This window comes from Ruegeria sp. AB6 (genome assembly GCF_056542685.1).
On record NZ_JBQGAD010000007.1, the window covers coordinates 41,426 to 66,089 of the forward strand.

The window sequence follows — 24,664 nt, forward strand, 5'->3', positions numbered from 1 at the left end:
TGACTTAGCGATGGTCGGACTCATCTGGCACTGGGTCATATCCGGTACCGCCCCACGGATGACATCGGCCAATACGGCGCGCGGTCAGCCAGGCGCCTTTGATGGCCCCGTGCTTTTCTAGCGCTTCAAGCGCATAGGCCGAGCAGGTAGGTTGATAGCGGCAATTATGGCCAACCCAAGGGCTGAAGATCAGGCGATAGGCCTTGACCGGCAGGGCAAAGACGCGCGCCAGCGGGGTCATTTCCGGTCACTATGGATTTTGCGCAGCGCATAGCGCAGATCGCCTAACAGCGCGTCATAGGGGCGGTTCGCCGTCACCTCGGCGCGGCCAATCAGGACATAATCCCAACCGTCGTGGCCATGCACCGGCAGAACGGCGCGTGCGGCCTCGCGCAGACGGCGTTTGGCGCGGTTGCGAGCGACGGCATTGCCCACCTTCTTGGAGCAGGTAAAACCCACGCGAATCCCCGATCCTTCGTCCAGGGTGCGCTTGCGGGCCTGTACCATCATCGACGACGTCCCCTGCCGCCGCGCGCGGGCCGCCTTCAGGAAATCGGATCGCTTCTTGAGGATGATCACAGGTGCAGACACGCAAACGGACGCCGCCGGAGGCTTGCTGGGCTGGACTGAACCATCCTCAGGGGCCTCCGGCGGCGTCATGTTCATAACCTGAAAGGTCGAGCGGCTTACGCGCTCAGCGACTTGCGGCCGCGTGCGCGACGTGCGTTCAGGATTTTGCGGCCGGCCTTGGTGGCCATGCGCGCGCGGAAACCGTGGCGGCGTTTGCGAACCAGGTTCGAAGGCTGATAGGTGCGTTTCATCGCTCCGTCTCCAATCTATAGCGGTCGGGTGCGGCGCAGATTCGCCTTGCCCTAGTGTTCGAAGCCCGTCCTCTACTGGGTGGCGGGGGGTAAGTCAAACCCTTAGGTGGGGGTTTTGCCGCCTTTTGCAACAATTCTGGTATCCCACCGGGACAAACGTTTCAAAATGACAGTGTTGCCCTTTTATTCCGTCACATTCCCTGCGGTCAAGATCAACGCCGCGTGAGGGGCCTGTTGCGCAGGCACTGGACAGCGCATGTTGTGTGCAGATGAAACGCACAAAACCGGACACAGACATGAGCGATACAACACAGGCCCCGCGCAGCGGGCTTGCGCGCCATATTCCCTTGCTGGTGATCCTTGCCGTTGCGGTGGCGGGGTTCTTCACCTTGGGCGATTACCTGACCTTTGAGACCCTGCGCGATAACCGCGAATCCCTGCTGGCATGGCGAGATGCGAATTACTGGGCCATGGCAGGTGCATTCGTGGTGATCTATATCGTGATCGTTGCCTTTTCACTGCCGGGCGCCGCTGTAGCCTCGATGACCGGAGGGTTCCTGTTCGGCTTATTTGCAGGCACCGTGTTCAACGTGTTTGCGGCCACCATTGGCGCATCGGCGATCTTTTTGGCGGCGCGATGGGGGTTGGGCGAATCCCTGACCGCCAAGCTGGAGTCATCCGAAGGGACGGTCAAAAAGCTGAAGGACGGGCTGCGCGAGAATGAAATCTCGGTCCTGTTCCTGTTGCGCCTCGTACCGGTGGTGCCGTTCTTTGTGGCCAATCTGGTGCCAGCACTGGTGGGCGTCAAATTCCGAAATTTCCTGTTCACCACCGCGCTGGGCATCATTCCGGGCGGCATCGTCTACACTTGGATCGGCGTTGGCTTGGGTGGTGTGTTCGACCGGGGCGAAACACCGGATGTGTCCCTGCTGTGGGAGCCGTTTGTAATTGGGCCCATCATCGGTTTGTGTGTGCTGGCGGCATTGCCCATCGTGATCAAAGCTGTGCGCGGCAAAAAGGACACCTGATCTTATGCAAGAATTGAAGACGGATATCCTGGTGATCGGCGCCGGGTCGGGTGGCCTGTCGGTTGCGGCCGGGGCCAGCCAGATGGGCGCAGATGTGATCCTGCTGGAGGGCCACAAGATGGGCGGAGACTGCCTGAACTTTGGCTGCGTGCCCTCGAAGGCGCTGATCGCCAGCGGTAAGGCGGCCTATGGGCAGGCGCATTCATCCGCGCTGGGCGTGGCCGATGTGGCGCCGCAGGTGGACTATGCCGCTGCCAAGGATCACGTGCACGATGTGATCGCTCAGATCGAACCGATGGACAGTCAGGAGCGGTTCGAAGGCTTCGGCGTCAAGGTGATCCGGGAATATGGTCAGTTCGTCTCGCCCACGCAGGTGCAGGCGGGCGATTATCTGATCACCGCGCGGCGGGTGGTGATTGCGACCGGTTCTTCGCCGCTGGTGCCACCGATCCCCGGTCTGGATCAGGTGCCGTACTATACCAACGAGACGATCTTTGACCTGCGCGACAAACCCGAGCATCTGCTGATCATCGGCGGCGGCCCCATCGGGATTGAGATGGCGCAGGCACATATCCGGCTGGGCTGCAAAGTTACCGTGATCGAAGGAATGCAGGCGCTGGGCAAGGACGACACCGAGGCGGCCGAGATCGTGCTGGATTCGTTGCGCACTGAGGGTGTCGAGATTCACGAGCAGACCATGGTCGCACAGATTCGCGGCGCGGACGGCAAGGTCGAGGTTGTGACCGAGACCGGCCAGATTTACTCGGGCTCACACCTGCTGCTGGCCGCTGGGCGCAAAGCAAATACTGACCGGCTGAACCTTGAGGCAGCGGGGATTGAACCCACACGCACCGGTATCAAGGTGGATGACGCGCTGCGCACCACAAACAAAAAGGTCTACGCCATCGGAGACGTGGCGGGCGGCCTGCAATTCACTCATGTAGCGGGCTATCACGCGGGTATCATCATCCGGTCGGCCCTGTTTGGCCTGCCCTCCAAGGCGAAAACCGCGCATATTCCCTGGGCCACCTATACCGACCCCGAATTGGCGCAAGTCGGCCTGACCGAGGCGCAGGCCCGCGCGCAGCATGGCGACAAAGTGGAAATCGCGCGCTTTGACTACCACCACAACGACCGCGCCATATCCGAGCGCAAAACGAAAGGCTTCATTAAGGTCATGGTCGTAAAAGGCCGACCCGTGGGGGCCACAATCGTAGGGCATCAGGCGGGGGAATTGATCAACTTGTGGTCGCTGGCCTTGGCGAATAACCTGAAGATGGGACAGATCGCCGCGATGGTTTCGCCTTATCCGACGATCGGAGAGCTTAACAAACGCGTGGCGGGTGCCTATTTCTCGCCAAGGCTGTTTGAGAATCAGACAGTTAAACGAGTGGTCGGGTTCGTCCAGCGCTGGCTGCCCTGACTGGGAGGAGAGTACAAAGTGAACTCGCTGTCGGGCCGATTTCTGATCCTGACCACGGTCTTCGTCATGTTGGCCGAGATCCTGATCTTTGTCCCGTCGATCGCGCGGTTCCGCGAAGACTTTTTGTTGAACCGGCTAGAGCGCGCCCAGATCGCGTCGCTGGCGCTGTTGGCCGATGACATGCTGGCCGATGATCTCGAGGCCGAGTTGCTGGCCAATGCGGGCGTCTACAACGTTGTTTTGCGTCGCGATGAAGTGCGGCAGCTGATGCTGTCTTCCCCCATCCCTGAACAGATCACCAAAACTTATGACCTGCGCGACGCAACCCCTTGGATATTGATCCGCGATGCGGTCGCGCGTCTGTTCACTCCGGAAAACGAAGTAATCCGTGTGATTGGTGAGCCGGTCAAGGGCGCCGGTCTGTTGATCGAAGTGACCACCGACAGTATGCCTTTGCGCATGGCGATGACCGATTACGGGCTGCGCATTCTCGGGCTGTCTTTCGTGATCTCAATCATCACCGCCTTTTTCCTGTTCCTTGCCGTGCGCGTAGTTCTGGTGAAGCCGATCAAGGGCGTGGTTGGCTACATGCAGCGCTATGCCGGCGCGCCCGAGGACGCGCGCGGGATCATCTCGCCCAATTCCAAGGTGACCGAGCTGCGTGAGGCCGAGGAAGCGTTGCAACAGATGCAGACCGAACTGACCCACGCGCTGAAACAGCGCGAGCGTCTGGCGCAACTGGGCGGGGCGGTGGCCAAGGTCAGCCACGATTTGCGCAATATCCTGACCTCGGCCCAACTTTTCACAGACCGGATTGAATCCAGTGATGATCCTTTGGTCCGTCGCATGGCGCCTAAGCTGGTGAACTCGATCACCCGCGCGGTGTCATTGTGCGAAAGCACGCTGGCCTTTGGCCGGGCCGAGGAACCGGCCCCCACGCTGACGATGGTCCCCATGCGCGCCGTCGCAGACGATGTCGTTGCAAGCGAGCAGTTGGCCGTCGCAGGCGGGTGCGTCGAGATCGTCAACGAACTACCCGAGGATCTGATCGCTCGTGCAGATCCCGAACAGATTTTCCGGGTGATCATGAACCTTGTGCGCAATGCGCGTCAGGCGCTTGTGGCCGCTGGGAAGCCCGGTAGAATCACGATTGCCGGATGTGAATATGAAACGAACTGGTGCATCGAGATACGGGATAACGGACCGGGATTGCCGCCCAAGGCCCGCGAAAACCTGTTCACGCCCTTTCAGGGTGGCGTGCGCAAAGGCGGCTCGGGCCTGGGTCTGGCAATTTCGCAGGAATTGGTGCGCGGTCACGGCGGCGACCTCGTTCTGGCCGAGACGGGCCCGATGGGGTCTACCTTTGAAATCCGCCTGCCGCGGGGCGATGTGACTTTTTAAAATATTTTTGCAGAATCGGCTTGCACGTCCCGAACACGAGGTCTAAACAGCGCCTCACCAACGCGGACCGATAGCTCAGCTGGATAGAGTACTTGACTACGAATCAAGGGGTCGGGGGTTCGAATCCTCCTCGGTCCGCCACTGGTTTTCCTGTAAAAACAAAATCATGAGGCGCATCGACCTCTTGACTATTTTGGGGTGTTGCGCCCTAAGGCAACTCTGAGGCAACTGCGCTGGGTGAAATTCCCTATTTTTCACTACATCTCTCCGGTCCGCTGGGCTGCTGCCGAAGAACTCTCTTCGTACATTTTGATAAGTATCCGAAAACTCGGTTTCACTGTTAGGGAAAAAGCCCTTGAAGTTCTGGGCGTATATCAGGAGGACTTTTCGCGAGAGTGCGCGGTCTGTGCGCGCCCCAAAAACCATACTGTTAGCAGGTTAACTAAAACTGTACTACGGAAGTCGCTAACCGACTGCCTCAACCTGCGCAGCCCAGACCTGCTTCGCCAGAAGCGCGCGTTTCTGGCCTGTCAGGCGACCTTTGTTCCAAGGCGGGCGTTTCGGTGTGATGGCAGTAATTGACATCGATTGTTCTCCATCCTTCCCTCCCTCTCCAGGCAACGACACCATGTCGACTAACTGAGTCTACCAAGGAGCCAAATGGCAGGTTTCATCAGCATACCCGACGTTCGTGAACAGCGCAGTGTATGACCGCAAAGAGCCCAGAGCGGAATTTGAGAACACGGCGGGCAAGCCACCCGAGAGCAGATCGCATTCCTTCAATCTTCCCAAGCAACACTTTCGATTTGGGGTTTCGTGCTATGGTGATACTGCGAGCAGGAGACGTGGATGTGGATGCGGAGGCTCGAATGGCAGAAAATGCGTCGATCACACCAATTGAGAAGCTGGGTCCAGAGTACGAGGAAGCACTTGCGCTATCCGGACTCATTGACGATGTCGAAGACACCACGCCGCTCGAACCACGTAGATACAGGTACACCGAAGGTGAATCTATCTGCAGTGCCGGCGATCCGGCAGAGTGTCTCTGGATTATCGTTAATGGATCTGTCGCCATTAAATTAAATGGACAAACTCTTTTCGTTCGGCGGCGAAACGAAGTGATCGGAGAACAACACTTGGCCGGCAACGGGTATCAACGTGTATACGACCTTGTCGCAAACGAGAGTATTGTCGATGTTTTAGTTATTGATCGGACCAATATAGAGACACACCCAGAAGCGGGTATCATTTGGAGAAACATCGCAAAAATTATCTCGATCAAACTTCGAAGCGCGACTAGGAAGACTGCGTCTCTTAGCCGCCACTTGGCTGACGACACGCGCATTCTACACGCTTACACAAACCAGTACGCCTTAAGTCGCCGAATGCAGTCCGGGAGCGAACAACAAGCCGAATACCTCATCGAGCGGGCTATAATTTGGTTTTCCGACGTGGTCGGATTCAGCAAGTTCACATTGAATACGCCTCCGGAACGCGTCGCCGACATCGTTCAGCGATTTTTCAACGCACAAACGTCCCCCGTCCTAGATCGAGGCGGACACATCGATAAGTTCATCGGTGACGGGTTGATGGCGTTTTGGGTGATGAAGGGCAAAGTCGAAGACGCCTCGTCAATCTGTTCGGATGCTGTTCGTGCCGCTGAACAATCGGTAAAGAACGTCAAGGAGATTAGAATAGGGAACGAGCCTTTGACCCTCAGAATTGGCCTACATATCGGGCTGGTCGTGAGTGGAGATTTCGGTTCTGCAACACGACATCAGTTCACGATGATTGGGACAGAGGTTAACAAAGCAGCGCGGCTTGAACAGATCCATTCCGAAGACATACTGGACGGCCATAGTAAGCTTGGAAGCATCCGTGTCAGCCGAGAGTTCTGGAACGAACTCGACACAGTAAGCCGTAAGAAGTTCTCAAAAAAGTTGACGGCACGGGCGAAAAATATCGGAGTAATGGAACTTTTCACGAACTGATGCTGGCGCTGTAGCACACTAGACGGCCCGAAATAGCTCAAACGTGCGAAGCCCAATGACCGCATCGTCTGCAAGGCAGACGATTAACTAAATCTGTGAAATTACTAAACCGCACTCAAGGCGTGCCTTCCGAAACGAAAATCGCACAGCGTAGCGACTTATGTTAGAATTGGTGATGATATAGCCCGACAAAGTGTCAAAACAGGCCGCTAACCTATGTTCAGCACGCGCGGTATCCTACCAATTGGAGAACTCTATGGTTTGCAATCCCGCCCCGCCGAAAGCCGTCCATGTTCCCGATTTTCATGCGATTGCAACTTGTCCTTTTTGCCGCGAACAGCGGATCGTTTCCTACCACGACCTAAAGATTTCAAGTCGAGCGATTGATGGAACCGCTGAATGGATTTGTGAGCTTTGCAAAGGTATCAAGCGAAAAGCGACGCCCAGCCAACCGCATACTTAGTCGAATGCACTAACGCTACTCAATCAGCTTGAAATACGAGTACCGGCATTCCTTGATACGTCGGAAGAAAACAAAAAGACACTTAACTTTTAACCAACTTCTTCGCAGACCCGGTCGCTGAGATCGTCAACGCTGAACAACCAACATTCCGCTGGTTGGTCCGATTTGATTGGTCCGAATTTACCTGGCAGCACCGGTTCCTAAATGGTTGGCCAGACAACTCACAATGCGCCCTTTAGGCGGCACAACGCAGTACTTCGAAATGAAAAGTGTTCGTTGCTTCAACGACTTCAGCTATGTAAAATGGTGGAGGTGGTTTAAGCATGTGTTTCTCATCACAAGCCAGTTTTGTAGCCGGTGCAGCGATCATTGCCTGCAGTGGTCTTACGATACGTTTGGCGTTGCAAATGGGCGAACGATTTCTTCCGCTAGCCAGCTTTCCACTTTTCTTTGGGATTCAGCAATTGTCCGAAGGCTTCTTGTGGGTGTCCATTGACGACCCGTCGGCGAACCCTTCTTCGGCAGCTGCGTTGACGTTTCTCTTCTTTGCCTATTTATTTTGGCCGTTTTGGGTTCCGCTGTCCGCGGCTTCGATTGAAAGTGACCGGCGTCGCAGGCTCATATTCCAAGGGATTTGCGGAATTGGTTTTTGCCTTGGCTTGTTGCTTTACTTGCCAGTGTTGTTGTCACCAGCAAACCTAGATATTGGCCTAGCTCAACACTCCATTCAATATGAAAACATTGAAACGTTCCCGTCCGAGATAACGAGGAACTTTGCACGTGTTTTTTACGCTTTGGTGATCTGCGTTCCGCTTGTGGGATCGAGCGATAAAGGCTTACGAGGTTTCGGGTATCTAATTGTCGTTTCCGTTGCTTTGGGGTTCTTCTTTGCTTCTCATGCCTTCACGTCAATCTGGTGCTTCGTTGCGGCAGGTTTGTCTGCCTATATCTACTTCGTTCTAAAGTTTCACTACTGGGAGGTAGACGGCTTAGGCGGGCCCGCCAAAGGTTGAGGGACATTTTGAAAAATGCGTTTAAGTGCGGGCACGGGGCTTTCGCAGGTTTAGCGCATGAATAAGCGATTTCCTTTCAACGGCTTCAATATTATCCCCCAGATCACTTGTCTCACCGTGATGCCGTACGTTTGGTTCCCGATATCGCTTCTAAACGTCGAGGTCTTTCTTCAAGAGCTTGGCATCGAACTTTGCAGTGAAACTGTCCGCTTCCGGTAGAACCGTTGTGGAACGATGTTTGCGTTAGAAATCCGGAGAAAATGGGATCAGGAAATGAGCATTGCACGGCAGTTCTCGCTGACTGCTTCGCCTGTTCCGGAACTCAGGCTTTTCACGTCGCACAAATGCAGGCAGAACGTCTAAGGTACAAGCACCGCTGCTCCTTGCAGCTTGCCTTCCCGAAGGTGTTCAAGCGCGTCGTTTGCTTTCTCAAGAGGATAAGGAATTACTTCCGTCCGAACACTTGCAGCTTCAGCAAGAGTAAAAAATTCTCTGCCATCCTGACGCGTAAGGTTTGCGACGGAGGCTATTGATCGCTCTTCCCAAAGATCGGCGTACGGGAAACTTGGAATATCGCTCATGTGGATTCCCCCACAAATAACACGGCCTCCCTTGCGCACAGACTTTAACGAAGCAGGCACCAAAGCTCCGACCGGAGCGAAAACTATTGCGGCATCCAATGGTGATGGTGACGTCTCGGAAGAGCCTCCTGCCCAACTTGCGCCAAGGTTTCGCGCAAAATTTTGCGCGGCTATGTCGCTATCTCGAGTAAAGGCGAAAACTTCAATACCCTGATGTTTCGCAATCTGGCAAAGAATGTGTGCGGCGGCGCCGAAACCATAGATGCCCAGTGTGTGGACCTTGCCTGCGAGTTTTAAACTTCGGTAGCCGATTAAGCCCGCACATAAAAGAGGTGCCAGGGAAACGGGGTCAGCTTTTTCGGACAATGGGAAAACAAACTTGGCATCAGCGACACAGTACTCGGCGTATCCTCCATTGATCGTATAGCCAGTAAACCCGGGATGATCGCACAGATTTTCCCGTCCTTCGAGGCAATAAAAGCAATTCCCACACGTACGCCCGAGCCAGGGCACACCAACGCGCTGCCCTTCTTGGTACCCTTCGACATTGGTCCCCAATCTTTCGATGCAGCCAACGATCTCGTGCCCAGGGATAAGCGGCAGCTTTGGTTCAGAAAGATCGCCGTCAATAACGTGCAAGTCGGTTCGACACACGCCACATGCCAGAACTTTGATAAGCACCTGGTTGGCGGCGGGTTTCGGGGTCGGAACATTTCTGAGTTCCAGTTTTGAGACGGCATTGCCAAAAACCATTGCTCGCATAGTTTTTTTCCTCTGGATCTCGATTGTTGCCGACATTGACGCAGCGCATTGCAGAAATTCTGAATGCGTCGGTACCACAGAATTGTATCCGGTCCGTTTGCTTTATTTTAGCGTACGGTAATCACCGTGCAGTCTGCACGCTGATTGATTTTTTGCGAAACGCTGCCTTGAAAGTTCCGTTGAACCCGGCCCAAGCCGCGGTGGCGCATAACTATTGTGTCTGCACCGATTTCACTGGCCATTTTTAGGATGCCTTCATCGTAATCCCCATTGTGTACCCGTGTCGAAACGCTCTTCGCGCCTGCATCCTTCGCGCGTCGCGCCGCTCCATCAACGATTTTCTCGCCAATCACTGTGATGATACGCTCTCTGTCTGCGCGTGACAGGGGGCCCGAAAATACCGCGTCAATATTGGATGGAATGTCGCCCAAATGAAGCTTCACATCGCTTTTGACTTGCTGAACCAAGTGCTCGACTTCTGTCATGCGGCCTAATTCTTCAATGCGAGCGCCATGTTGAAGAACATGGCCGATAGTCATTGGCACATCCAGTCTGAGCGCTAGGTCTGTAGCGAATTCAACGGCACGATCAGCTGTTTCAGAGCCGTCAGTTGCGACCAAGATATTCGAAATCATGGCTTCCCCTCCGTTTTGAACGGTCAAGACTGACGGGTATCAGAGGAAGATGCATTGATGCAGGTCAATAGACTCAGTGAACTCGAAACTTGCGATTTCCGCCGTTGCCACCCTTTTGACCGAGGTTCGAGTGGTGTTGAAGCCTGGAGGTTTGCTGTGAAAAGCAGTTTGTTCAAACGCATGTAACTTCAGCTAAATCTGCAATTGGTTTTTGCTAAGATAATGCAAAGTCGACTATTATTTGATTGGGCCTTGATCAAGGATGCATAGTCTGTGTGGTTGGTTGAGGGTCTGAGGTTGTGCTGTCTGCGGACGCAAGTACCAGTCTGTTTGAAAGATTTCGCCTATGCCACAAGAGCCACCGAAAGATCCCGGCAATGGGCCAAAATGGCCAGAGTGGATTTATTATGTTGCGCTTGTTGCCACGATGGGAACTTTAATTGTCGCAAGTTTCTTTGCGCCGCCTACCGATCTGACCGCTACGACGATTTCATATAGCGGCGTGAAAGAGATCATTCGTGCGGGACGGGTTCGTTCGGCAGAATTAAGTGATCACAGCATAACGGTTCGCGCTACCTCTGCAGACGGGGACGGTGAGCAAGCTTTCCGGGCCGTTGTTCCAAGCCAGAGCGACCCGGATTTGTTGGCGCTGCTGGAAGATAACGGTGTTGATGTTACTGCGATTGAGCCATCTGGAACCTCGGTCTTCGTCTATCTTATTCCGTGGATATTTATCCTGGCCCTGTATTTCTGGTTTCAAAGACGAATGACGGGCGGGATAACCGGCGGTCCGGGAGGTATTTCTGGTGGTCTACTCAGCGGCCGTTTCTCAAAACCAAACGAAGCTAGAAGAAAGGTAACCTTCGAAGATGTCGCGGGGCAGGATCAAGCCAAGCGCGAAGTAATAGAGTTAGTAGAGTTTTTACGCGACCCAGAGCGTTTTGCCCGTGTCGGCGCTGAGGTCCCACATGGGGTTTTGCTTGTTGGCCCCCCGGGGACGGGCAAAACGCTTCTGGCCAAAGCCCTTGCCGGCGAGGCCGACGTACCATTCTTTTCGACATCTGGTTCAGAGTTTATTGAGATTTTCGTCGGCGTTGGCGCAGGAAGGGTACGTAAACTCTTTGAAGAGGCGCGTAAGGCTGCTCCCTCCATTATTTTTATCGATGAGTTGGACAGCGTCGGACGTACTCGTGGAACAGGGCTTGGCGGTGGTCATGATGAACGGGAGCAGACACTGAACCAGATACTTGCCGAGCTTGATGGATTTAGTGGCCGAGAATCTGTTGTTGTGCTGGCGGCGACCAATCGGCCAGATGTGCTGGACCCAGCCTTACTCCGGCCTGGCCGTTTCGACCGTCATGTAACACTGAACTTGCCTGAGAAAGATGCCCGGCGGGCTATTCTTGACATACATGCAAGAAAACTGCCGCTTGAAGATACTGGCGACCTGGGTTGGATCGCAGCAGGAACGCCGGGGTTCTCGGGAGCTGACCTGAAAAACTTGCTTAATGAGGCCGCAATCGGAGCAGCGCGGCGAAGAGCTGATCTGATTTCTCGCAACGACCTTGATGAAGCGCGTGACAAAGTGATGATGGGGACTGTCCGCACTCTTGCGATTCGACCCGAAGAAAGGCACCGTCTTGCCGTGCACGAGGCTGGCCACACCGCCGTTTGCTATTTCTCGCCAGAAGCTGACCCCTTGTACAAAGTGACGATTATTCCGCGAGGTCACGCACTTGGGGGGACACACTCATTGCCGGAAGCAGAGCGTCATACCCTTAGTGAAACGTTTCTCAGAGATCAGATTGTTGCGTTGCTTGCGGGGCGAGCGGCAGAGCAACTGTTCCTGGGAACGGTCAGTTCCGGCGCTGACGACGACATCCGAAGGGCTACCGAAACCGCCAGACGTATGGTGACAAGGTGGGGGATGACCGAAGAACTCGGCCCAATCGACCTGCGACAAAGCGACGACCACCCATTTCTGGGACGTACAATCGCGCAGCCGACGAACATAGCTGATACAACGGCAGCACAAGTAGACCGGGCGGTTATGAAAATTCTCATTGACGCCGAAGCCAGAGCAATTTCCACTCTCGAAGAGCACAAGCCCGAGGTCGAGACGTTGATTGCAGCGCTTGAAAAAAATGAAACTCTGGACTCCTCGGAAATTAAGGCCTGCCTGGATCCAGAACGTACAATTGAGCAGCCGCAGCAAACTCGGAGTTCGGTGACCAAAATACCGGCGGTTCCGCATAACTGATACCAAGTTTATCAACCACTGTGTTCGCTGGCCACGCGGCAAATGTTCAACTTCTTTGGTTCAGTGCAGACAGCAAAGTCAGGCCAACGGTGCTTGAGCCAAATCAATGTGGCGCGCCACTTGAACAGCTACGGTTCTCAAGTTGGGAGGCCAAAAAGATTTCGATAGAATATGCCGAAATCTGTCCGCGATAGCGCAGGCCGAGACCAACGTATTCGTGGAAAACGGACATTTTGCTGTACAAGGCACCGCGCTATGCGAATTTTACAACGGAGAGTCTAGCCGACAGTCAATGGCAAGTGTGAAACACTGGAGAAGTAATCGTTTTCGCAAATTAACCTTGTGAACTGGGCAGCCTAGGCGATGAACAAACCTCAACCGACACAAGCAATTAGCCGATCCAGTCGCATGATCGACTTCAGCCCATTGGCTCGTCGGTACGCGAAGGCTAGGGTTTGGAGTTTGAATCGACAGAACCCCTCTGTTGTTCAATCGACGCTGTTGACTAGGCTTGTTCGCCGCGCGTCTAAAACGAAGTTCGGACAAGCCCATGGCTTTGACCAAATCTCCAAACTCAGAGACTACCAGCAGCGAGTGCCTATCCGCCAATACGCCGAGTTCTGGCAGGAGTGGTGGCAGGCAAGATACCCCGATCTCATCGACCAAACTTGGCCGGGGCGAATTCCGCATTTTGCATTGACCTCCGGGACAACAACGGGTCGCTCAAAGTACATTCCATATTCGACCGAGATGCGGCGTTCTGCGGCGCGCGGATTTCTAGATCTTTTGTGTCACCACTTTGTTAATCGACCAGGCAGCAGGGTGCTGGGGGGCTCTGTGCTTGGTTTGACCGGCCCAACTGACTTGCAGCACGCCACTCCAGAGGTGGATGTGGGTTCCGTCAGTGCCATCACTGCAGGTGCAATGCCAAACTGGTTTGAGGGTCGAGTGTTGCCAACCCCCGATATTGCCGGGATCGCAGATTGGGAGGAAAAGATCCGCCGTCTGGCACCCCTATCTTTGCAGAGAGATGTGCGTTTTTTGGGTGGTTCACCAAACTGGTTGCTTATCTTTTTGGACGAACTCGCAAAAGATCGGGACACTTCGGGAGTAAAACTAGTCGATTGGTATCCAAACCTAGAGCTTATCGTTCACGGTGGCGTAAATTTCGCTCCGTACCGGCAGCGGTTTGTGGCACTGATGCAGGGAGGCCACGCAGAAACACGGGAGATGTACTCCGCCAGCGAGGGCGTATTTGCCTACGCCGACCGAGGCGACGGGGAGGGTATGCGCCTGCACCTGAATGGTCATGTGTTTTTTGAGTTTATTCCGGCGGAACAGCTCCATTCCAAAAATCCCGAACGGTACTGGGTTGGAAACATTGAAACCGGAGTTGATTACGCCTTGGCAATTTCAACAGCCGCCGGACTGTGGTCGTATATTGTAGGGGATATTGTGCGCTTCTTGGATCTCTCACCACCGCGCTTGTTGGTGGTCGGGCGAGTGGAAAACGGGCTGTCCGTCTTCGGTGAACATCTGATTGAAGCGGAAATCGCGGAGGCAGTAGCTGTGGCCGCATCGAACACAGGACTCTCCGTTGTCGACTATAGCGTGGGCGCAGTTTGCGAAGATCATCGCAATCGCCATCTCTATCTCGTCGAAGTAGAGGGAGAACCTCATCCGAATGCTGCGGAAACATTCGCTTCAAAAGTCGACAAAGTCTTGTGCAGCCGAAATGAAGATTATTACGAGTTACGTGCAAGAGGTCTCGCTCTTACAGCACCAGTGGTGAATTTCGTTTCCTCGGGAGGGTTCCTCAGATGGATGAAATCTCGTCGTGGCTTGGGCGGTCAATATAAGGTTCCCAGGATCGTGACAGATGCCAGTTTGTTCGATGACATGCGCAAGGCGATATTGAGCCAGTCAAACGAAGGTCAAACTCATGACGGTTGAGGTGATTTGGCAAGACCCCAGCTTACTCAGACTGATCACGCGATCGGATGAACCTTCGGCGGCAACTGTTGAATTGCTCGGACATACAGTCTGGGGGAGCCGATCCACGAAATACCGCATTATTGATGTCCCAAATAAGTTGGCTCGGTTGCGTGACCCAAGTTTTTTCGTTTTGTCTGATGCCGGGCAAGAGCTTTGCGTTTTCGTTCTGGATAAGTGTCTGAAATTGTTAGCGGGGAAAAGGTGCCATGGTTTCCACTTTGTAATGGCCTCGACTAGGCCTGATAGACAGCACGAGGGACTTGCAGGGCAGCTGATTGAGCATGTTCGGAATTATTGCACCTCGACCGTCGGTTCACCGGGGTTTGGATTTGCCTATGTCGAAGAAACGACTGAATACTCGCTCCACCTATCGGATCAGATTGGTCATACGGTTGAGGCCAACATGCCTCTGGCTCTTTTTTCGCGGTTTTTTCCGCGCAAGGATCCAAAAGTGGGCATGGTCCATCCCGAGGAAGCAGAACAGGTTTTGGCCGAGTTGGAGCAGGCTTATCAAGACCACGAATTGACCGACTTCCGCTCTTCATTCAAACCGGATGAGTGTTTTGCTGTAAGAGAAGGAGACGCGATAATAGCGCTTGCTCAGGCAGAACTGTTGAGGTGGTCGATCGTCTCGATGCCCGGAATCCAGGGGGCATTTTTTCTTAGGGTTCTCCCATATTTGCCTGGGCTAAATGGCGTTTTCTGTTTGCAGGATCTTAGGGTCGTCAGATTTGGAAATCTGGTCGTGAAAGAGGGACAGGAAGCGGTGTTCTTTAAGCTATTGGAAGCCTGCTTGCATCATTACCAAGCCAAGATTGGCCTGATAATGCTTGATGAACGAAGCGGCGTTTTACGTCGCATTCGAGAATGTGGAAAAATGGGCCTCTTATCTCATGCCATGTCAGGCTCAGCTAAATTGAGGATCGACGTAGTCGGAATGGGCGAGGATATGATCGCGAAGTTGCGAAACCGTCCTGTAATGGTGAGTGCTGGTGACGTCTTCTGATCGGTCACTCGCCAACTATCTTGCGTCCCAGCGAACCGGGTATGATCTTGAAGAACAATGCCACAGCCTTATTGAAAAAACCCGGGATACAGATTGGTTGGTTTTTTTCTACGGCGCGTATCGCCGTAGCCGCGACATCATTCGGCTCGCTCCACATCCACTTTGGGATCGTGACGGATTCTACTGTTCCACCTGCTGCGGCCTGAAATCCCGTGCGTGTGAAGCCGGGGCACACAGCGGTAACGTGCACGCCGCTTGGTTTCATTTCCGCTCGCAATGCGATTGAGAACTGAGCAAGGTACGATTTCAAAGGGTAGTACAGTGTTCCTCCTGCGTGAGGTGGAACAAATGCCGCCAGCGAGGATACGTTTATGATCCGCCCTGATCTTTTTTCCTGCATTGCGGGAGCAATAAGATAGCATAGTCGCACTGGAGCCGCGCCCATCACTTCGATGGTTTCTCGATGCCTGTCCCATTCCACCTCACACAGATTTCCAGGAACGCCGAACCCGGCATTGTTCACAAGGATGTCCACTTGGATGTTTTGCTCAATCAGATAATCGAACAAACTTTGAGGCGTCTGAGGGATAGCAAGGTCTCCAACCCAAACTTGGACGTCTATTCCGTATTTTGATCGCAGTTGTGACGCCAACAATTGTAAGGGATCATTCCGACGTGCGACGATGAGTAAATTGACGCCTTCGGATGCGTATTCTTCCGCAAATGCCCGCCCAATCCCCGAAGATGCTCCTGTAATGAGCGCCGTTCTGTTTTCTAGCGGTTCCAACGTCACGCGCTCCTAAAGGTTCAGGGTCTCACGCATTTCGGAAAGACAACCCAGCAGGAAGTCAATCTGCTCGCGTTCGTGTTGACAGGTCATTACAAACCTGATGCGAGCCTGGCCGAGCGCAACAGCGGGGTAACGAGCATGTGGTGCGACGATACCGCGATGACTAAGCAGGCGGGTAACCTCGGCCGCTTTTAGTTCGTCGCCAATCAAGGTTGGGACAATGTGTGCTTCGCTGCCAAGAGTTTCATACCCACGGGATTCCACTTCACGTCTGAAGTAAAATGCATTCTCAAGCGCTTTTTCGCGTCTCCAGGGCTCGCGTTCAGCAATGTCGATAGCTTCGGTTACCCCGGCTGCGATGGCTGGCGGTAATGGTGCGGAGAAGATGTATGTCCGTGCAGAAATACGCAAAAAGTCGATTACTTCCTGATCCCCGGAAACATATCCACCAACGCCTCCAAAAGCCTTTGTAAATGTACCCATTTGCAAGTCCACGTCGGTTGAAGAGACCCCGTGGTGTTCTAGGCTACCTCGACCATTAGCCCCGAGCATGCCGACCCCGTGTGCGTCATCGATCATCAGCATGGCGTTATGCTCGCGAGCCAAATCAGCCATCGCCGGGATTGGTGCTATGTCTCCATCCATGCTAAACACACCGTCGCTTACGATAAATTTGGATGGCATTTTCGACTCGCCAATTGCCTCAGCGAGGTGTTTCATATTCTTGTGTGGGAACCTGCTGATCTTCGCCTTTGCGAGGCGGACACCGTCTACGACGCTTGCGTGGTTTAGTTCTTCACTAAATACCTCCCAGCCAACGGCGTCATTTTCTCCAAGCTTGTCTTGGCCGGGATGGCCAAGATGGGTCTCGGCCAAAGACTGGAGAAAGTCTACTTTCATAAGCGCTGGGATCACCCCGACGTTAGCCATGTACCCTGCCGCAAAACAAATAGCGTCTGCTTGGCCAACGAATTCGGCTATACGCTGCTCAAGCGCTCTATGAACATCGATGTTCGCTGCCATCTGTCGTGATCCACCGGAACCCAGCCCATAGCGCTCCAGCGCTTTCTGGGCAGTTGCTTTGACATCTGGGTGGTTCGAAAGGCCAAGAAGGTTGTTGGAGCAAAACAGCAGATGATCTCGACCGTCGACCCATATCACAGGCTCGGTCGTCGCGCTGTTTACGATAGGGTTGTTTGGGTACAGCCCTGAGTTTTGCACGAGTTTCGTCAAAGACTTTATTCGTGCGGCTGGTGAAGAAGCAGTTCCTGCCATCAGTCGAACCTTTCTTTCCAAGCCTCGAATTGTCGAGCAACTCAAGACGCACTCCGACAGGTTAACCCGCCCAACGTTGATTGAAATTGATTTGAATCATGGAGGTTTTGAACGCGATCTCAGAAGATGGAACATGTTTGAGAAGTCGCCAACCAGCGGGGTGGATGTAGCGCTGTGCCAGACGATTCCCGAAGCATTCGAAGCAAGGGTCAACGATACGCCCGATAGCCCCGCCTATATTCAATTCGTGAACGGTGCCTGGCAGACACTGACTTGGCGCATGGTGAGTGAACGGGTTGTCAAACGCCGTGCAGCCTTCGCGCAAGCTGATTTGCGCGCCGGGGATCGGATCGGGATTTTCTTACCGAACTGTGTCGATTGGATAGTCACTGATCTGGCGGCCATGAGCGAGGGGTTGGTAACTGTTCCGGTCTACACGCGGGATAGTGTTGCCAATATTTGCCACGTTCTGCGCGACAGCGGTGCAGTTTTATGTGTGACCGACAGCATCGATAGATGGGAAGATTTGGGGTCTGAACGTAAGTCCTTGACCGTATTGAAACAAGTTTGGCTGGTCAGTGGGGAAGGACCGAATAAAGGTCGAGCGATGGTTTGCCCCGACAAAGAGATCGGAAGTTTCAAAGAAGATCGAGGTGAATTTGGTTCGCCAGATGATTTGGCGACACTTATTTACACCTCCGGCACTACGGGGCCTCCTAAGGGTGTGATGCTAACTTACAAAGCGCTCCTCTGGAACGCGGCGACTGTGGGCGAAATCAATCCAATTTCCGAAAAGGACTTATTCCTGTCCGTCCTTCCTTTGGCCCACGCATTCGAGAGAACCCTGGGCTATATCTGTCCCATGCTTGCGAACAGCCCGGTGGCTTTCGCGCGATCCATTCAAGACTTGGCTGAAGACATGCGGGCTCTGCATCCGACCGTCATGCTTGCGGTGCCGAGACTATTCGAGAGAGTCCATGACAAAATGATTTCGGAAGCAGAAGGTTCGGTAATAGCCAGTAGGCTGTTAGCTTGGACAGAGGCAATCGGCTGGCGCCGTCGGCAAGTTGTTGAAAATAAGCTGCCGCCTCCTTCTATTGTGGCTAACCTTTATTGGACCCTGATCGGTAGACGTGTCAGCAGGCGTGTGCACGAAGCTTTCGGGGGGCAAATTAGAATGCTGGTTTGCGGTGGTGCGCCTTTGTCCGCAGATACGTCTCGGTTTTTCGCAGCAATGGAAATCCCGCTGCTTCAGGGGTACGGACTCACAGAGGCTGGACCTGCAGTAACAGGGTCGACAATTGATGATCGTCGCTGTGACAGCGTCGGCTTCACGCTTCCGGGCAGCGAACTAAAAATAGGTGATCGGCAAGAACTGTTGATCCACTCACCGAGCGCTATGATCGGCTACTGGAATAACCCAGACGCGACAAACGATGCCTTCGATCAAGATCATTGGCTTTGTACAGGCGATGCGGCCGAGATAATCGATGAGCGTGTTTATATAAGGGGAAGAATAAAGGACATCCTCGTGCTATCGACCGGGGAAAACGTCAATCCAACGCCTATAGAAGCAGCTCTGGTTGCCGATCCTCTAATTGAACAGGTCTGTGTGTTGGGTGATAGCAAGCCATGGTGCTCGGCGGTTGTCGTTGTAAATGCACCGAAATTCCAAGCTTGGTGCGAAAAGACGGATGTTTCCTTAGCTAACCCAATGTCCGAAGAAGTTCGACGGAATCTGGTTGAATATCTAACAAATAGATTGGAAGATATCCCGCCCTTTGCCCGCATCCGCGACATTGTCATCGAGACTGAACCCTGGGGTCTAGAAAACGGTCTAATCACGCCGACACTAAAGCCCAAGCGAGCTAGAGTTCTAGCAAGGTATGAGAAAGCACTCTCAGATCTTTACCGCTGAATACATATTTCTTGTTGCGCCTAACCACCATTGGCGCATGCGCAATGCAGGGTCTTTTTGTATGCCAGCGGGTGACAAATACGAAAACGGTGTGAACTTTCAAACGAATCCAATACTTGGTCATCTGACCCACATCAAGGAGTTGGACGGGTTTCGAATGCTAAGATTGGATTGTTAAGTGCTTAAGCTGTTTTTCGCTTTTTGCTGCCCGCTCCAATAGCCGTTTCCGAAGTCAACGAAAACAAGTGGAGTTGGCACCCCTAAGGACGCTGACTTGCTTCAAATCTTGAAGGGCAAAAAACTCAATTTTAGTGGGCTTGAGACTATGAAAAAACTGACGGCAGTAATCCTGGTTGGCTCCGTGTTTTATCCGTTTCAGAGTTTGACGGAAACAGTTCCGACACAAGGCGAAAATCTATTCATGGCACACTGCGCCAAATGCCATGGCGTTGATGCACAGGGAAATGGGCCTGCGGCGACAGCCGTGAAAACACAACCTCCGGATTTGACCAAGATTGCCGACCGAAGAAGCGGGGTTTGGCCAATGCTAGAAGTGATGTCGATCTTGGATGGCTATCTAAAAACAACGAACCCACGTGAGGACATGCCCGTTATCGCCGAACTAAGCGAAGGCTCCACGGTCGAATTTGATACGGGAAATGGCTTGGTAGCAGAAGTTCCTGCCAAACTCATCGCGTTGACCGAGTATCTGGAGAGCATTCAATCTCCCAAGCCGCTTAGTTACGTGCCGTGAACACCGAGCCGAAAAAGACTTTTCTTGGTCACCGGAGGCAAAGATGATTGTTGAAGACCAAAGCGAAGTAGTGGCTTTCCTGTCGGACCCAGCCACGTACGGCATCAATAATAAAATCGATGTTATCGAAACACATATTTCAATCGTTTTTCTTGCGGGAAGTCGAGCATACAAGCTGAAGAAGGCGGTCTATTTGCCTTATGCAGACTTCTCAACTTCTGAAATTCGGTCAGAGGCATGCGCAAAGGAGTTGCAACTTAACAAAATCACTTCGCCCGAGATCTATCTCGGCGTGCGGCACATTACTCGAAGTGGCTCAGGGTTGAATTTGGACGGGCAGGGCGAGTTTGTTGACGCAGTTGTTGAGATGGTACGCTTCGATCAAGATGCAATTCTGGACCAAATGGCTGTGCGTGGAGAGCTGACTGCGGACGTGATGAGTGTCCTGGCCAAGACGATCGCCAAAGCTCATCAGTTGGCAAAAAAGGTCCAAGCCAATGGGCGTGAAAATATCGAAGCCGTTCTGGATATTAATCACGCGGGGTTTCAGCAAAGTTCGGTGTTTTCCAAGGCTGAAGTTGACCTAATTGACAGGGCTTTTCACGCGGACTTGAAGCAGAGGGCACCTATCCTCGACAAACGTGCCGCGCGTGGTTGCGTTAGACTGTGCCATGGCGACCTTCATCTTCGAAACATTTGCCTTTTCGACGGTCGCCCAACACTCTTCGACTGTATCGATTTCAATGACCAACTGGCGACTGTTGACGTTCTTTATGATCTCGCCTTCCTAGCTATGGATCTTTGGCACAGGGATTTACGAAAGTTCGCGAACCTCGTCGTAAATCACTATCTAGATATTACAGAGGAAGAAGACGGTTACCCTTGTTTGCCGTTTTTTATTGCTCTTCGAGCAGCGGTCCGAGCGCATGTCCTTGCGACCCAATCCGAAGACCCACACATCGAAGACGCAAACGTCAAGCGGCAAGAAGCCCGCAGTTACTACGAGCTGGCAATATCTCTCTTGTGTGCCTCGAAGCCGCGCCTGGTCGCGATCGGCGGGTTTAGTGGGAGCGGAAAGTCGACTATGTCGAGTGCAATTGCTCCTGCCATCGGATCTGCACCGGGCGCAAGAGTGATAGAAAGTGATAGGACCCGCAAAGCAATGTTCGGGTGCGATCCACACACCAAGTTACCGGATCACGCCTATATGCCTGAGGTTTCGGATAGAGTTTATGGTTCAATGGCGCAGAGAGCCGGCTCACTTTTGAGCGGTGGGAGCGCGGTGGTGGTCGACGCCGTTTACGATCGCCCTGGCCGAAGGGAGGAAGTCGAACAGATCGCGCGGGAAGCTTGTGTTCGCTTCGACGGCATCTGGTTAACCGTGGCGCCGGGAGAACTCAAACGACGCATTCAAACACGGCCTCAATCAGCTTCTGATGCGACTACGCGAGTGCTTGAAAGGCAGTTGCAAAAGCACTTGGGTCCAATTGATTGGAACCATATTAAGACCTCTTGTACGATAGAAGAAACGCGGTTGAAGATTTTGAAAACGCTGGCCTGAAACTGTCAGAAGAGCTTGGGTTGAGGCAGGCAGGGCAGTTGCGTAGCTTTTGCCCATGACCAGACTTGGCTCTTTTAAGTACTATAAAACCAGCCCCGAGATCATCCGCCTTGTGGTGATGTTATACATCCGCTTCCCGCGCTCGCTTCGGAATGTCGAAGATCTGCTGCATGAGCGAGGCATCAACGTTAGCCATGAAACTGTCCGGTACTGGCGGAACAGGATTAGTCCAGTTTTCGCCGCAGAGATCCGCAGAAAACGCGTCCAGCAACTGCGCGCATTCTCAAAATGGAAGTTGCACGTGGACGAGGTTTTCGTGAAGGTGAACGGCAAGCTGCATTATCTTTGGCTGGCCTTCGATAACGAAGGTGAAGTGCTGGAAGCCGTTGTCACCAAACGCCGAAACAAAACTGCAGCTTCAAATTTTCTGAAGAAATTGATGAAGCGACGCGGTTGTGCAGAGGAAATAGTCACAAACCTCTTCGCATCCTACAAGGCGGCGCTCAGAGATTTGGGTGCTCTCGAAAAATAACTAAAGGGCCGTAGGCTCAACAACCGGGTAGAGAATTCGCATCTTCCTCTCCGGCGACGAGAACGCGCCATGCAATGCTTCAGGCGCATGCGAAGTTTGCAGAAATTCGCATCCGTCAACCCCTCTATCCGAAACCACTTCAACTAAGAAAGATCGCCCGCCAGCCGAGACACTTTCAAGCTGACACGTAACGCTGCTCTCGCCGAGTGGCGCGAACTTGGTGCAACTTAAAGGGCAGCTATATTGGCCTAGCTGAGACTGGTTTGAATTTTTCTGACAGCACCTAAGCCGTGATTAGTCAATTGACCGGGATCAAAGTACTGGTTGAAAAGAAACGTTAACTTTGATGCACCGTTTCGGAAAGATCACTCGTATGAAATATTGGTTGCTTATGGTTCCTCTTCTTTTGATGGGAACCACTATAGAAAAAACAACTACCGGAAAAACGCTGTACTTGCAAAACTGCGTGTCTTGTCATGGTGTTGATGGAAAGGGCGATGGGCCTGTGGCTGCGCGTTTGAGCACACAGCCGCCAGACTTGACGAGAATTGCAGCGCGGCGCAACGGGGTGTGGCCCGCTCTTGAGATCATGGAGATACTGAGCGGGTATTCCCGCAACATTCTCCCGCGAGAGGATATGCCGGTTATCGTCGACCTTTTGGACAATGAAATGAGTGAATTCGATAGAGGCAATGGTGAGCCAATCCTAATGCCCACTAAGCTGATCGCGATCGCAAATTACCTTGAGGCACTGCAGGATCCCACTCCAAAGTCTTATCTTCCCTGAAGAAATTTGGAGCTGAGCGAAGGGCTAATTATTGATGAACAGAAGGATAAGGGGGATTAGCATATGAGTTTGAAGCTTGCTTGTCTCGCCTGTGGTCAGGGAAATAGGGTTCCGGAAGGCCGTCTGCGCGCTTCTCCTAAGTGTGGAAAATGTGGTGCCCTGCTCGTGCCCCGGGCTCCCATCGATGTCTCTCTCGACGTTTTACAGAAGGCGGAACGTATCGACGACGTTCCATTGATTGTGGACTTTTGGGCCGCATGGTGTGGTCCTTGCCGCATGATGGCGCCAGAGTTCGCCAACGCCGCTCAGGCGCTCAAAGGTCGCGCGCGCCTCGCCAAGCTCGATACTGAGGCATTTCCGACGGCGGGAGCCCGGTATGGCATCCGCGGCATTCCACTTCTGATTGCCTTCCAAGGTGGCAAAGAAATTGGACGGCGGACTGGCGTGATATCCGCAAGCGACATAGCAGACTGGGTCGGCACAAGCACCGGCACGACACTAGATGGACATGCGCAATGAGCGATGATCCTTGCTAGGTTTTGTCAGAAGCACTTGGCTTGATGCGGAGCAGGGGGCTTTCGTAGCCTCAGCTTATGAATAAAAAGATCGCCATTAAAGTACTACAAAACCAACCACGAAATCATTCGTCTGGCCGTTAACCAGCAGGTTTTCCCGCAGAGTGCTCGTTCAAAAAAAGCGGATCCCGCTGGGGGTTTCTCAGTGGGCGAGGAAGACCGGTAACTTGGTCTGTTCGACCATCGACCGGGTCGTTCCGCCCAAAACAGTCTGGATCATCCGGGCCTGACCGTATGCTCCCATCACGATCAGATCTGAGCCGGCTTCCGCCGCGCGGTCCTGAATAACATCGGCGACGGAGCGTCCACCGCTGGGATACTGTGACAAGGTTACCAAGCATCCATGATGGCTGAGCCATGCGGCTACATCGGTTCCGGGATCCTGCCCGTCACGGTTAACCGTGGTCACAGGGTCGATACATCCTATAATCACCTCGCGCGCGTCCAGCAGATGCGGTAGGGCGGCGTGAACTGCTGCAGACGCCGCCTCGCTGCTGTCCCAGGCGACAAATATGCATTCGGAATTTCGTGCTAGGTTGGCATTGATCCGAAATCCGATCGGTGAGTGGAACAAAACGCCGGATGCCGCTTCGGTCATCAGATCGCGGGTCTCCCGCAGACTTTGAGAAAAGATCGCCTCATCGCTGACACGGGCAAAACGCGCAACGACATGTTTGGTATCCATGCTTGCAGTAAGGACAGCCTCAACCTCCCCCGACGCATTTCTCTGTGCGAGCAGCTGTTCAATTATATCACACCTGAATTTGAGATTAGCTTGCGTGGAGGCTAGGGTCTCCTTCCAATCGTCCGGAATATTCAGCCCGCCATATGGCGGAACCGAGTAGGAATATGCAGGCAAGGCCGGGGCCATATCAAGCATAAGACAAAGCAAATGATGGTCCTCTCTTGCGGCCATTTCCGCAACCTTGCCGATCTCGTGGTCCTCGGTTTTAACATTCATAACAAAAAGTATGGTTCGGCGTTCCATAGGGGTCTCCGTTGAAGTTTGGCGCCAGTCGGAGGCCTTCAACTGTATCATGAATTGTATTTCGGCCACACGCCTTTCGCCGTCGTATAGAATTCTAGCCTGTCA

General features: G+C 53.3%; 21 protein-coding genes, 1 tRNA gene and 1 pseudogene. 15 read left to right on the plus strand and 8 right to left on the minus strand.

The genetic code is table 11. The features are described 5' to 3' along the window. Positions 1-4: 4 nt before the first annotated feature. From yidD to rpmH, 3 genes are read right to left on the minus strand one after another with little or no spacing between them, the layout of a single operon-like run. Positions 5-241, minus strand: coding sequence for a membrane protein insertion efficiency factor YidD (gene yidD, locus ACR0DB_RS14860; RefSeq protein WP_170773663.1), 237 nt, complete (start codon positions 239-241; stop codon positions 5-7). Then, positions 238-660, minus strand: a complete 423-nt coding sequence (gene rnpA, locus ACR0DB_RS14865; protein ID WP_170773665.1) for a ribonuclease P protein component — start codon at positions 658-660, stop codon at positions 238-240. Before rnpA ends, yidD begins: the two co-directional genes overlap by 4 nt. A gap of 26 nt (positions 661-686) precedes the next feature. Further along, the gene (rpmH, locus tag ACR0DB_RS14870; RefSeq protein WP_005980833.1) at positions 687-821 is read right to left on the minus strand and encodes a 50S ribosomal protein L34; all 135 of its coding nucleotides are present in this window, start codon (positions 819-821) and stop codon (positions 687-689) included. A gap of 296 nt (positions 822-1,117) precedes the next feature. On the opposite strand from rpmH, the gene ACR0DB_RS14875 reads away from it, so the two are divergent. The 6 genes from ACR0DB_RS14875 to ACR0DB_RS14900 all read left to right on the plus strand — a co-directional run bounded on the left by ACR0DB_RS14875 (position 1,118) and on the right by ACR0DB_RS14900 (position 8,140). Continuing rightward, complete coding sequence (locus ACR0DB_RS14875; protein ID WP_480551881.1) at positions 1,118-1,849, plus strand: TVP38/TMEM64 family protein; 732 nt, start codon at positions 1,118-1,120, stop codon at positions 1,847-1,849. A 4-nt stretch (positions 1,850-1,853) separates the two neighbouring features. After that, positions 1,854-3,272: a dihydrolipoyl dehydrogenase family protein gene (locus ACR0DB_RS14880; RefSeq protein WP_480551883.1), complete on the plus strand. Its 1,419-nt coding sequence runs from the start codon at positions 1,854-1,856 to the stop codon at positions 3,270-3,272. An 18-nt stretch (positions 3,273-3,290) separates the two neighbouring features. Further along, complete coding sequence (locus ACR0DB_RS14885) at positions 3,291-4,673, plus strand: sensor histidine kinase (RefSeq protein ID WP_331252682.1); 1,383 nt, start codon at positions 3,291-3,293, stop codon at positions 4,671-4,673. A gap of 64 nt (positions 4,674-4,737) precedes the next feature. After that, positions 4,738-4,814, plus strand: a tRNA-Arg gene (locus tag ACR0DB_RS14890). A 728-nt stretch (positions 4,815-5,542) separates the two neighbouring features. After that, positions 5,543-6,664, plus strand: a complete 1,122-nt coding sequence (locus tag ACR0DB_RS14895) for an adenylate/guanylate cyclase domain-containing protein (RefSeq protein ID WP_159090076.1) — start codon at positions 5,543-5,545, stop codon at positions 6,662-6,664. Between the two features lie 786 nt (positions 6,665-7,450). Continuing rightward, positions 7,451-8,140, plus strand: coding sequence for a DUF6629 family protein (locus ACR0DB_RS14900; RefSeq protein WP_171237006.1), 690 nt, complete (start codon positions 7,451-7,453; stop codon positions 8,138-8,140). Positions 8,141-8,499: 359 nt separating this feature from the next. Here ACR0DB_RS14900 and ACR0DB_RS14905 read toward each other — a convergent pair whose 3' ends face one another. Together ACR0DB_RS14905 and ACR0DB_RS14910 are read right to left on the minus strand one after the other, a co-directional pair. Next, a complete protein-coding gene (locus ACR0DB_RS14905; RefSeq protein WP_480551885.1) occupies positions 8,500-9,483 on the minus strand; it encodes a zinc-dependent alcohol dehydrogenase family protein in 984 nt (327 codons plus the stop codon). A 107-nt stretch (positions 9,484-9,590) separates the two neighbouring features. Then, positions 9,591-10,118 carry a universal stress protein gene (locus ACR0DB_RS14910; protein ID WP_480551887.1) on the minus strand — a complete coding sequence of 176 codons (528 nt, stop codon included), beginning with the start codon at positions 10,116-10,118 and terminating at the stop codon, positions 9,591-9,593. Positions 10,119-10,464: 346 nt separating this feature from the next. On the opposite strand from ACR0DB_RS14910, the gene ftsH reads away from it, so the two are divergent. The 3 genes from ftsH (at position 10,465) to ACR0DB_RS14925 (ending at position 15,379) form a co-directional block, all read left to right on the plus strand. Continuing rightward, positions 10,465-12,378, plus strand: a complete 1,914-nt coding sequence (gene ftsH / locus ACR0DB_RS14915) for an ATP-dependent zinc metalloprotease FtsH (RefSeq protein WP_480551889.1) — start codon at positions 10,465-10,467, stop codon at positions 12,376-12,378. Positions 12,379-12,786: 408 nt separating this feature from the next. Then, a complete protein-coding gene (locus ACR0DB_RS14920; protein WP_480551891.1) occupies positions 12,787-14,331 on the plus strand; it encodes a GH3 family acyl-acid amido synthetase in 1,545 nt (514 codons plus the stop codon). Continuing rightward, a complete protein-coding gene (locus tag ACR0DB_RS14925; protein ID WP_480551893.1) occupies positions 14,321-15,379 on the plus strand; it encodes a hypothetical protein in 1,059 nt (352 codons plus the stop codon). Before ACR0DB_RS14920 ends, ACR0DB_RS14925 begins: the two co-directional genes overlap by 11 nt. 4 nt (positions 15,380-15,383) lie before the next feature. Here ACR0DB_RS14925 and ACR0DB_RS14930 read toward each other — a convergent pair whose 3' ends face one another. Both ACR0DB_RS14930 and ACR0DB_RS14935 read right to left on the minus strand, forming a co-directional pair. Continuing rightward, positions 15,384-16,166, minus strand: coding sequence for an SDR family NAD(P)-dependent oxidoreductase (locus ACR0DB_RS14930; protein ID WP_480551895.1), 783 nt, complete (start codon positions 16,164-16,166; stop codon positions 15,384-15,386). 12 nt (positions 16,167-16,178) lie between these two features. Beyond that, complete coding sequence (locus ACR0DB_RS14935; protein ID WP_480551897.1) at positions 16,179-17,444, minus strand: aminotransferase class I/II-fold pyridoxal phosphate-dependent enzyme; 1,266 nt, start codon at positions 17,442-17,444, stop codon at positions 16,179-16,181. 133 nt (positions 17,445-17,577) lie between these two features. On the opposite strand from ACR0DB_RS14935, the gene ACR0DB_RS14940 reads away from it, so the two are divergent. The 6 genes and pseudogenes from ACR0DB_RS14940 (at position 17,578) to ACR0DB_RS14965 (ending at position 23,515) form a co-directional block, all read left to right on the plus strand. Then, positions 17,578-19,362 carry an AMP-dependent synthetase/ligase gene (locus ACR0DB_RS14940; protein ID WP_480551899.1) on the plus strand — a complete coding sequence of 595 codons (1,785 nt, stop codon included), beginning with the start codon at positions 17,578-17,580 and terminating at the stop codon, positions 19,360-19,362. Between the two features lie 274 nt (positions 19,363-19,636). Next, the gene (locus ACR0DB_RS14945; RefSeq protein ID WP_480551901.1) at positions 19,637-20,116 is read left to right on the plus strand and encodes a c-type cytochrome; all 480 of its coding nucleotides are present in this window, start codon (positions 19,637-19,639) and stop codon (positions 20,114-20,116) included. A gap of 43 nt (positions 20,117-20,159) precedes the next feature. Further along, positions 20,160-21,677: a bifunctional aminoglycoside phosphotransferase/ATP-binding protein gene (locus ACR0DB_RS14950; RefSeq protein WP_480551903.1), complete on the plus strand. Its 1,518-nt coding sequence runs from the start codon at positions 20,160-20,162 to the stop codon at positions 21,675-21,677. 55 nt (positions 21,678-21,732) lie between these two features. Continuing rightward, positions 21,733-22,440 (plus strand): annotated as a pseudogene (locus ACR0DB_RS14955) (IS6 family transposase). 142 nt (positions 22,441-22,582) lie between these two features. Beyond that, entirely contained in the window at positions 22,583-22,996 is a 414-nt protein-coding gene (locus ACR0DB_RS14960) for a c-type cytochrome (RefSeq protein WP_480551905.1), read from the plus strand. Positions 22,997-23,059: 63 nt separating this feature from the next. Further along, the gene (locus ACR0DB_RS14965; protein WP_170645024.1) at positions 23,060-23,515 is read left to right on the plus strand and encodes a thioredoxin domain-containing protein; all 456 of its coding nucleotides are present in this window, start codon (positions 23,060-23,062) and stop codon (positions 23,513-23,515) included. Between the two features lie 198 nt (positions 23,516-23,713). Here the strand turns inward: ACR0DB_RS14965 and ACR0DB_RS14970 are convergent, their stop codons facing one another. After that, a complete protein-coding gene (locus ACR0DB_RS14970) occupies positions 23,714-24,559 on the minus strand; it encodes a universal stress protein (RefSeq protein WP_170668788.1) in 846 nt (281 codons plus the stop codon). Positions 24,560-24,664 lie beyond the last annotated feature (105 nt).

What these genes read in the sequence shown, in the direction of transcription:
- yidD (WP_170773663.1), bottom strand. Translation starts at nt 241, where the DNA reads ATGACCCCGCTGGCGCGCGTCTTTGCCCTGCCGGTCAAGGCCTATCGC.
- rnpA (WP_170773665.1), bottom strand. Translation starts at nt 660, where the DNA reads ATGACGCCGCCGGAGGCCCCTGAGGATGGTTCAGTCCAGCCCAGCAAG.
- rpmH (WP_005980833.1), bottom strand. Translation starts at nt 821, where the DNA reads ATGAAACGCACCTATCAGCCTTCGAACCTGGTTCGCAAACGCCGCCAC.
- ACR0DB_RS14875 (WP_480551881.1), top strand. Translation starts at nt 1,118, where the DNA reads ATGAGCGATACAACACAGGCCCCGCGCAGCGGGCTTGCGCGCCATATT.
- ACR0DB_RS14880 (WP_480551883.1), top strand. Translation starts at nt 1,854, where the DNA reads ATGCAAGAATTGAAGACGGATATCCTGGTGATCGGCGCCGGGTCGGGT.
- ACR0DB_RS14895 (WP_159090076.1), top strand. Translation starts at nt 5,543, where the DNA reads ATGGCAGAAAATGCGTCGATCACACCAATTGAGAAGCTGGGTCCAGAG.
- ACR0DB_RS14900 (WP_171237006.1), top strand. Translation starts at nt 7,451, where the DNA reads ATGTGTTTCTCATCACAAGCCAGTTTTGTAGCCGGTGCAGCGATCATT.
- ACR0DB_RS14905 (WP_480551885.1), bottom strand. Translation starts at nt 9,483, where the DNA reads ATGCGAGCAATGGTTTTTGGCAATGCCGTCTCAAAACTGGAACTCAGA.
- ACR0DB_RS14910 (WP_480551887.1), bottom strand. Translation starts at nt 10,118, where the DNA reads ATGATTTCGAATATCTTGGTCGCAACTGACGGCTCTGAAACAGCTGAT.
- ftsH (WP_480551889.1), top strand. Translation starts at nt 10,465, where the DNA reads ATGCCACAAGAGCCACCGAAAGATCCCGGCAATGGGCCAAAATGGCCA.
- ACR0DB_RS14920 (WP_480551891.1), top strand. Translation starts at nt 12,787, where the DNA reads ATGATCGACTTCAGCCCATTGGCTCGTCGGTACGCGAAGGCTAGGGTT.
- ACR0DB_RS14925 (WP_480551893.1), top strand. Translation starts at nt 14,321, where the DNA reads ATGACGGTTGAGGTGATTTGGCAAGACCCCAGCTTACTCAGACTGATC.
- ACR0DB_RS14935 (WP_480551897.1), bottom strand. Translation starts at nt 17,444, where the DNA reads ATGGCAGGAACTGCTTCTTCACCAGCCGCACGAATAAAGTCTTTGACG.
- ACR0DB_RS14940 (WP_480551899.1), top strand. Translation starts at nt 17,578, where the DNA reads ATGTTTGAGAAGTCGCCAACCAGCGGGGTGGATGTAGCGCTGTGCCAG.
- ACR0DB_RS14950 (WP_480551903.1), top strand. Translation starts at nt 20,160, where the DNA reads ATGATTGTTGAAGACCAAAGCGAAGTAGTGGCTTTCCTGTCGGACCCA.
- ACR0DB_RS14960 (WP_480551905.1), top strand. Translation starts at nt 22,583, where the DNA reads ATGAAATATTGGTTGCTTATGGTTCCTCTTCTTTTGATGGGAACCACT.
- ACR0DB_RS14965 (WP_170645024.1), top strand. Translation starts at nt 23,060, where the DNA reads ATGAGTTTGAAGCTTGCTTGTCTCGCCTGTGGTCAGGGAAATAGGGTT.
- ACR0DB_RS14970 (WP_170668788.1), bottom strand. Translation starts at nt 24,559, where the DNA reads ATGGAACGCCGAACCATACTTTTTGTTATGAATGTTAAAACCGAGGAC.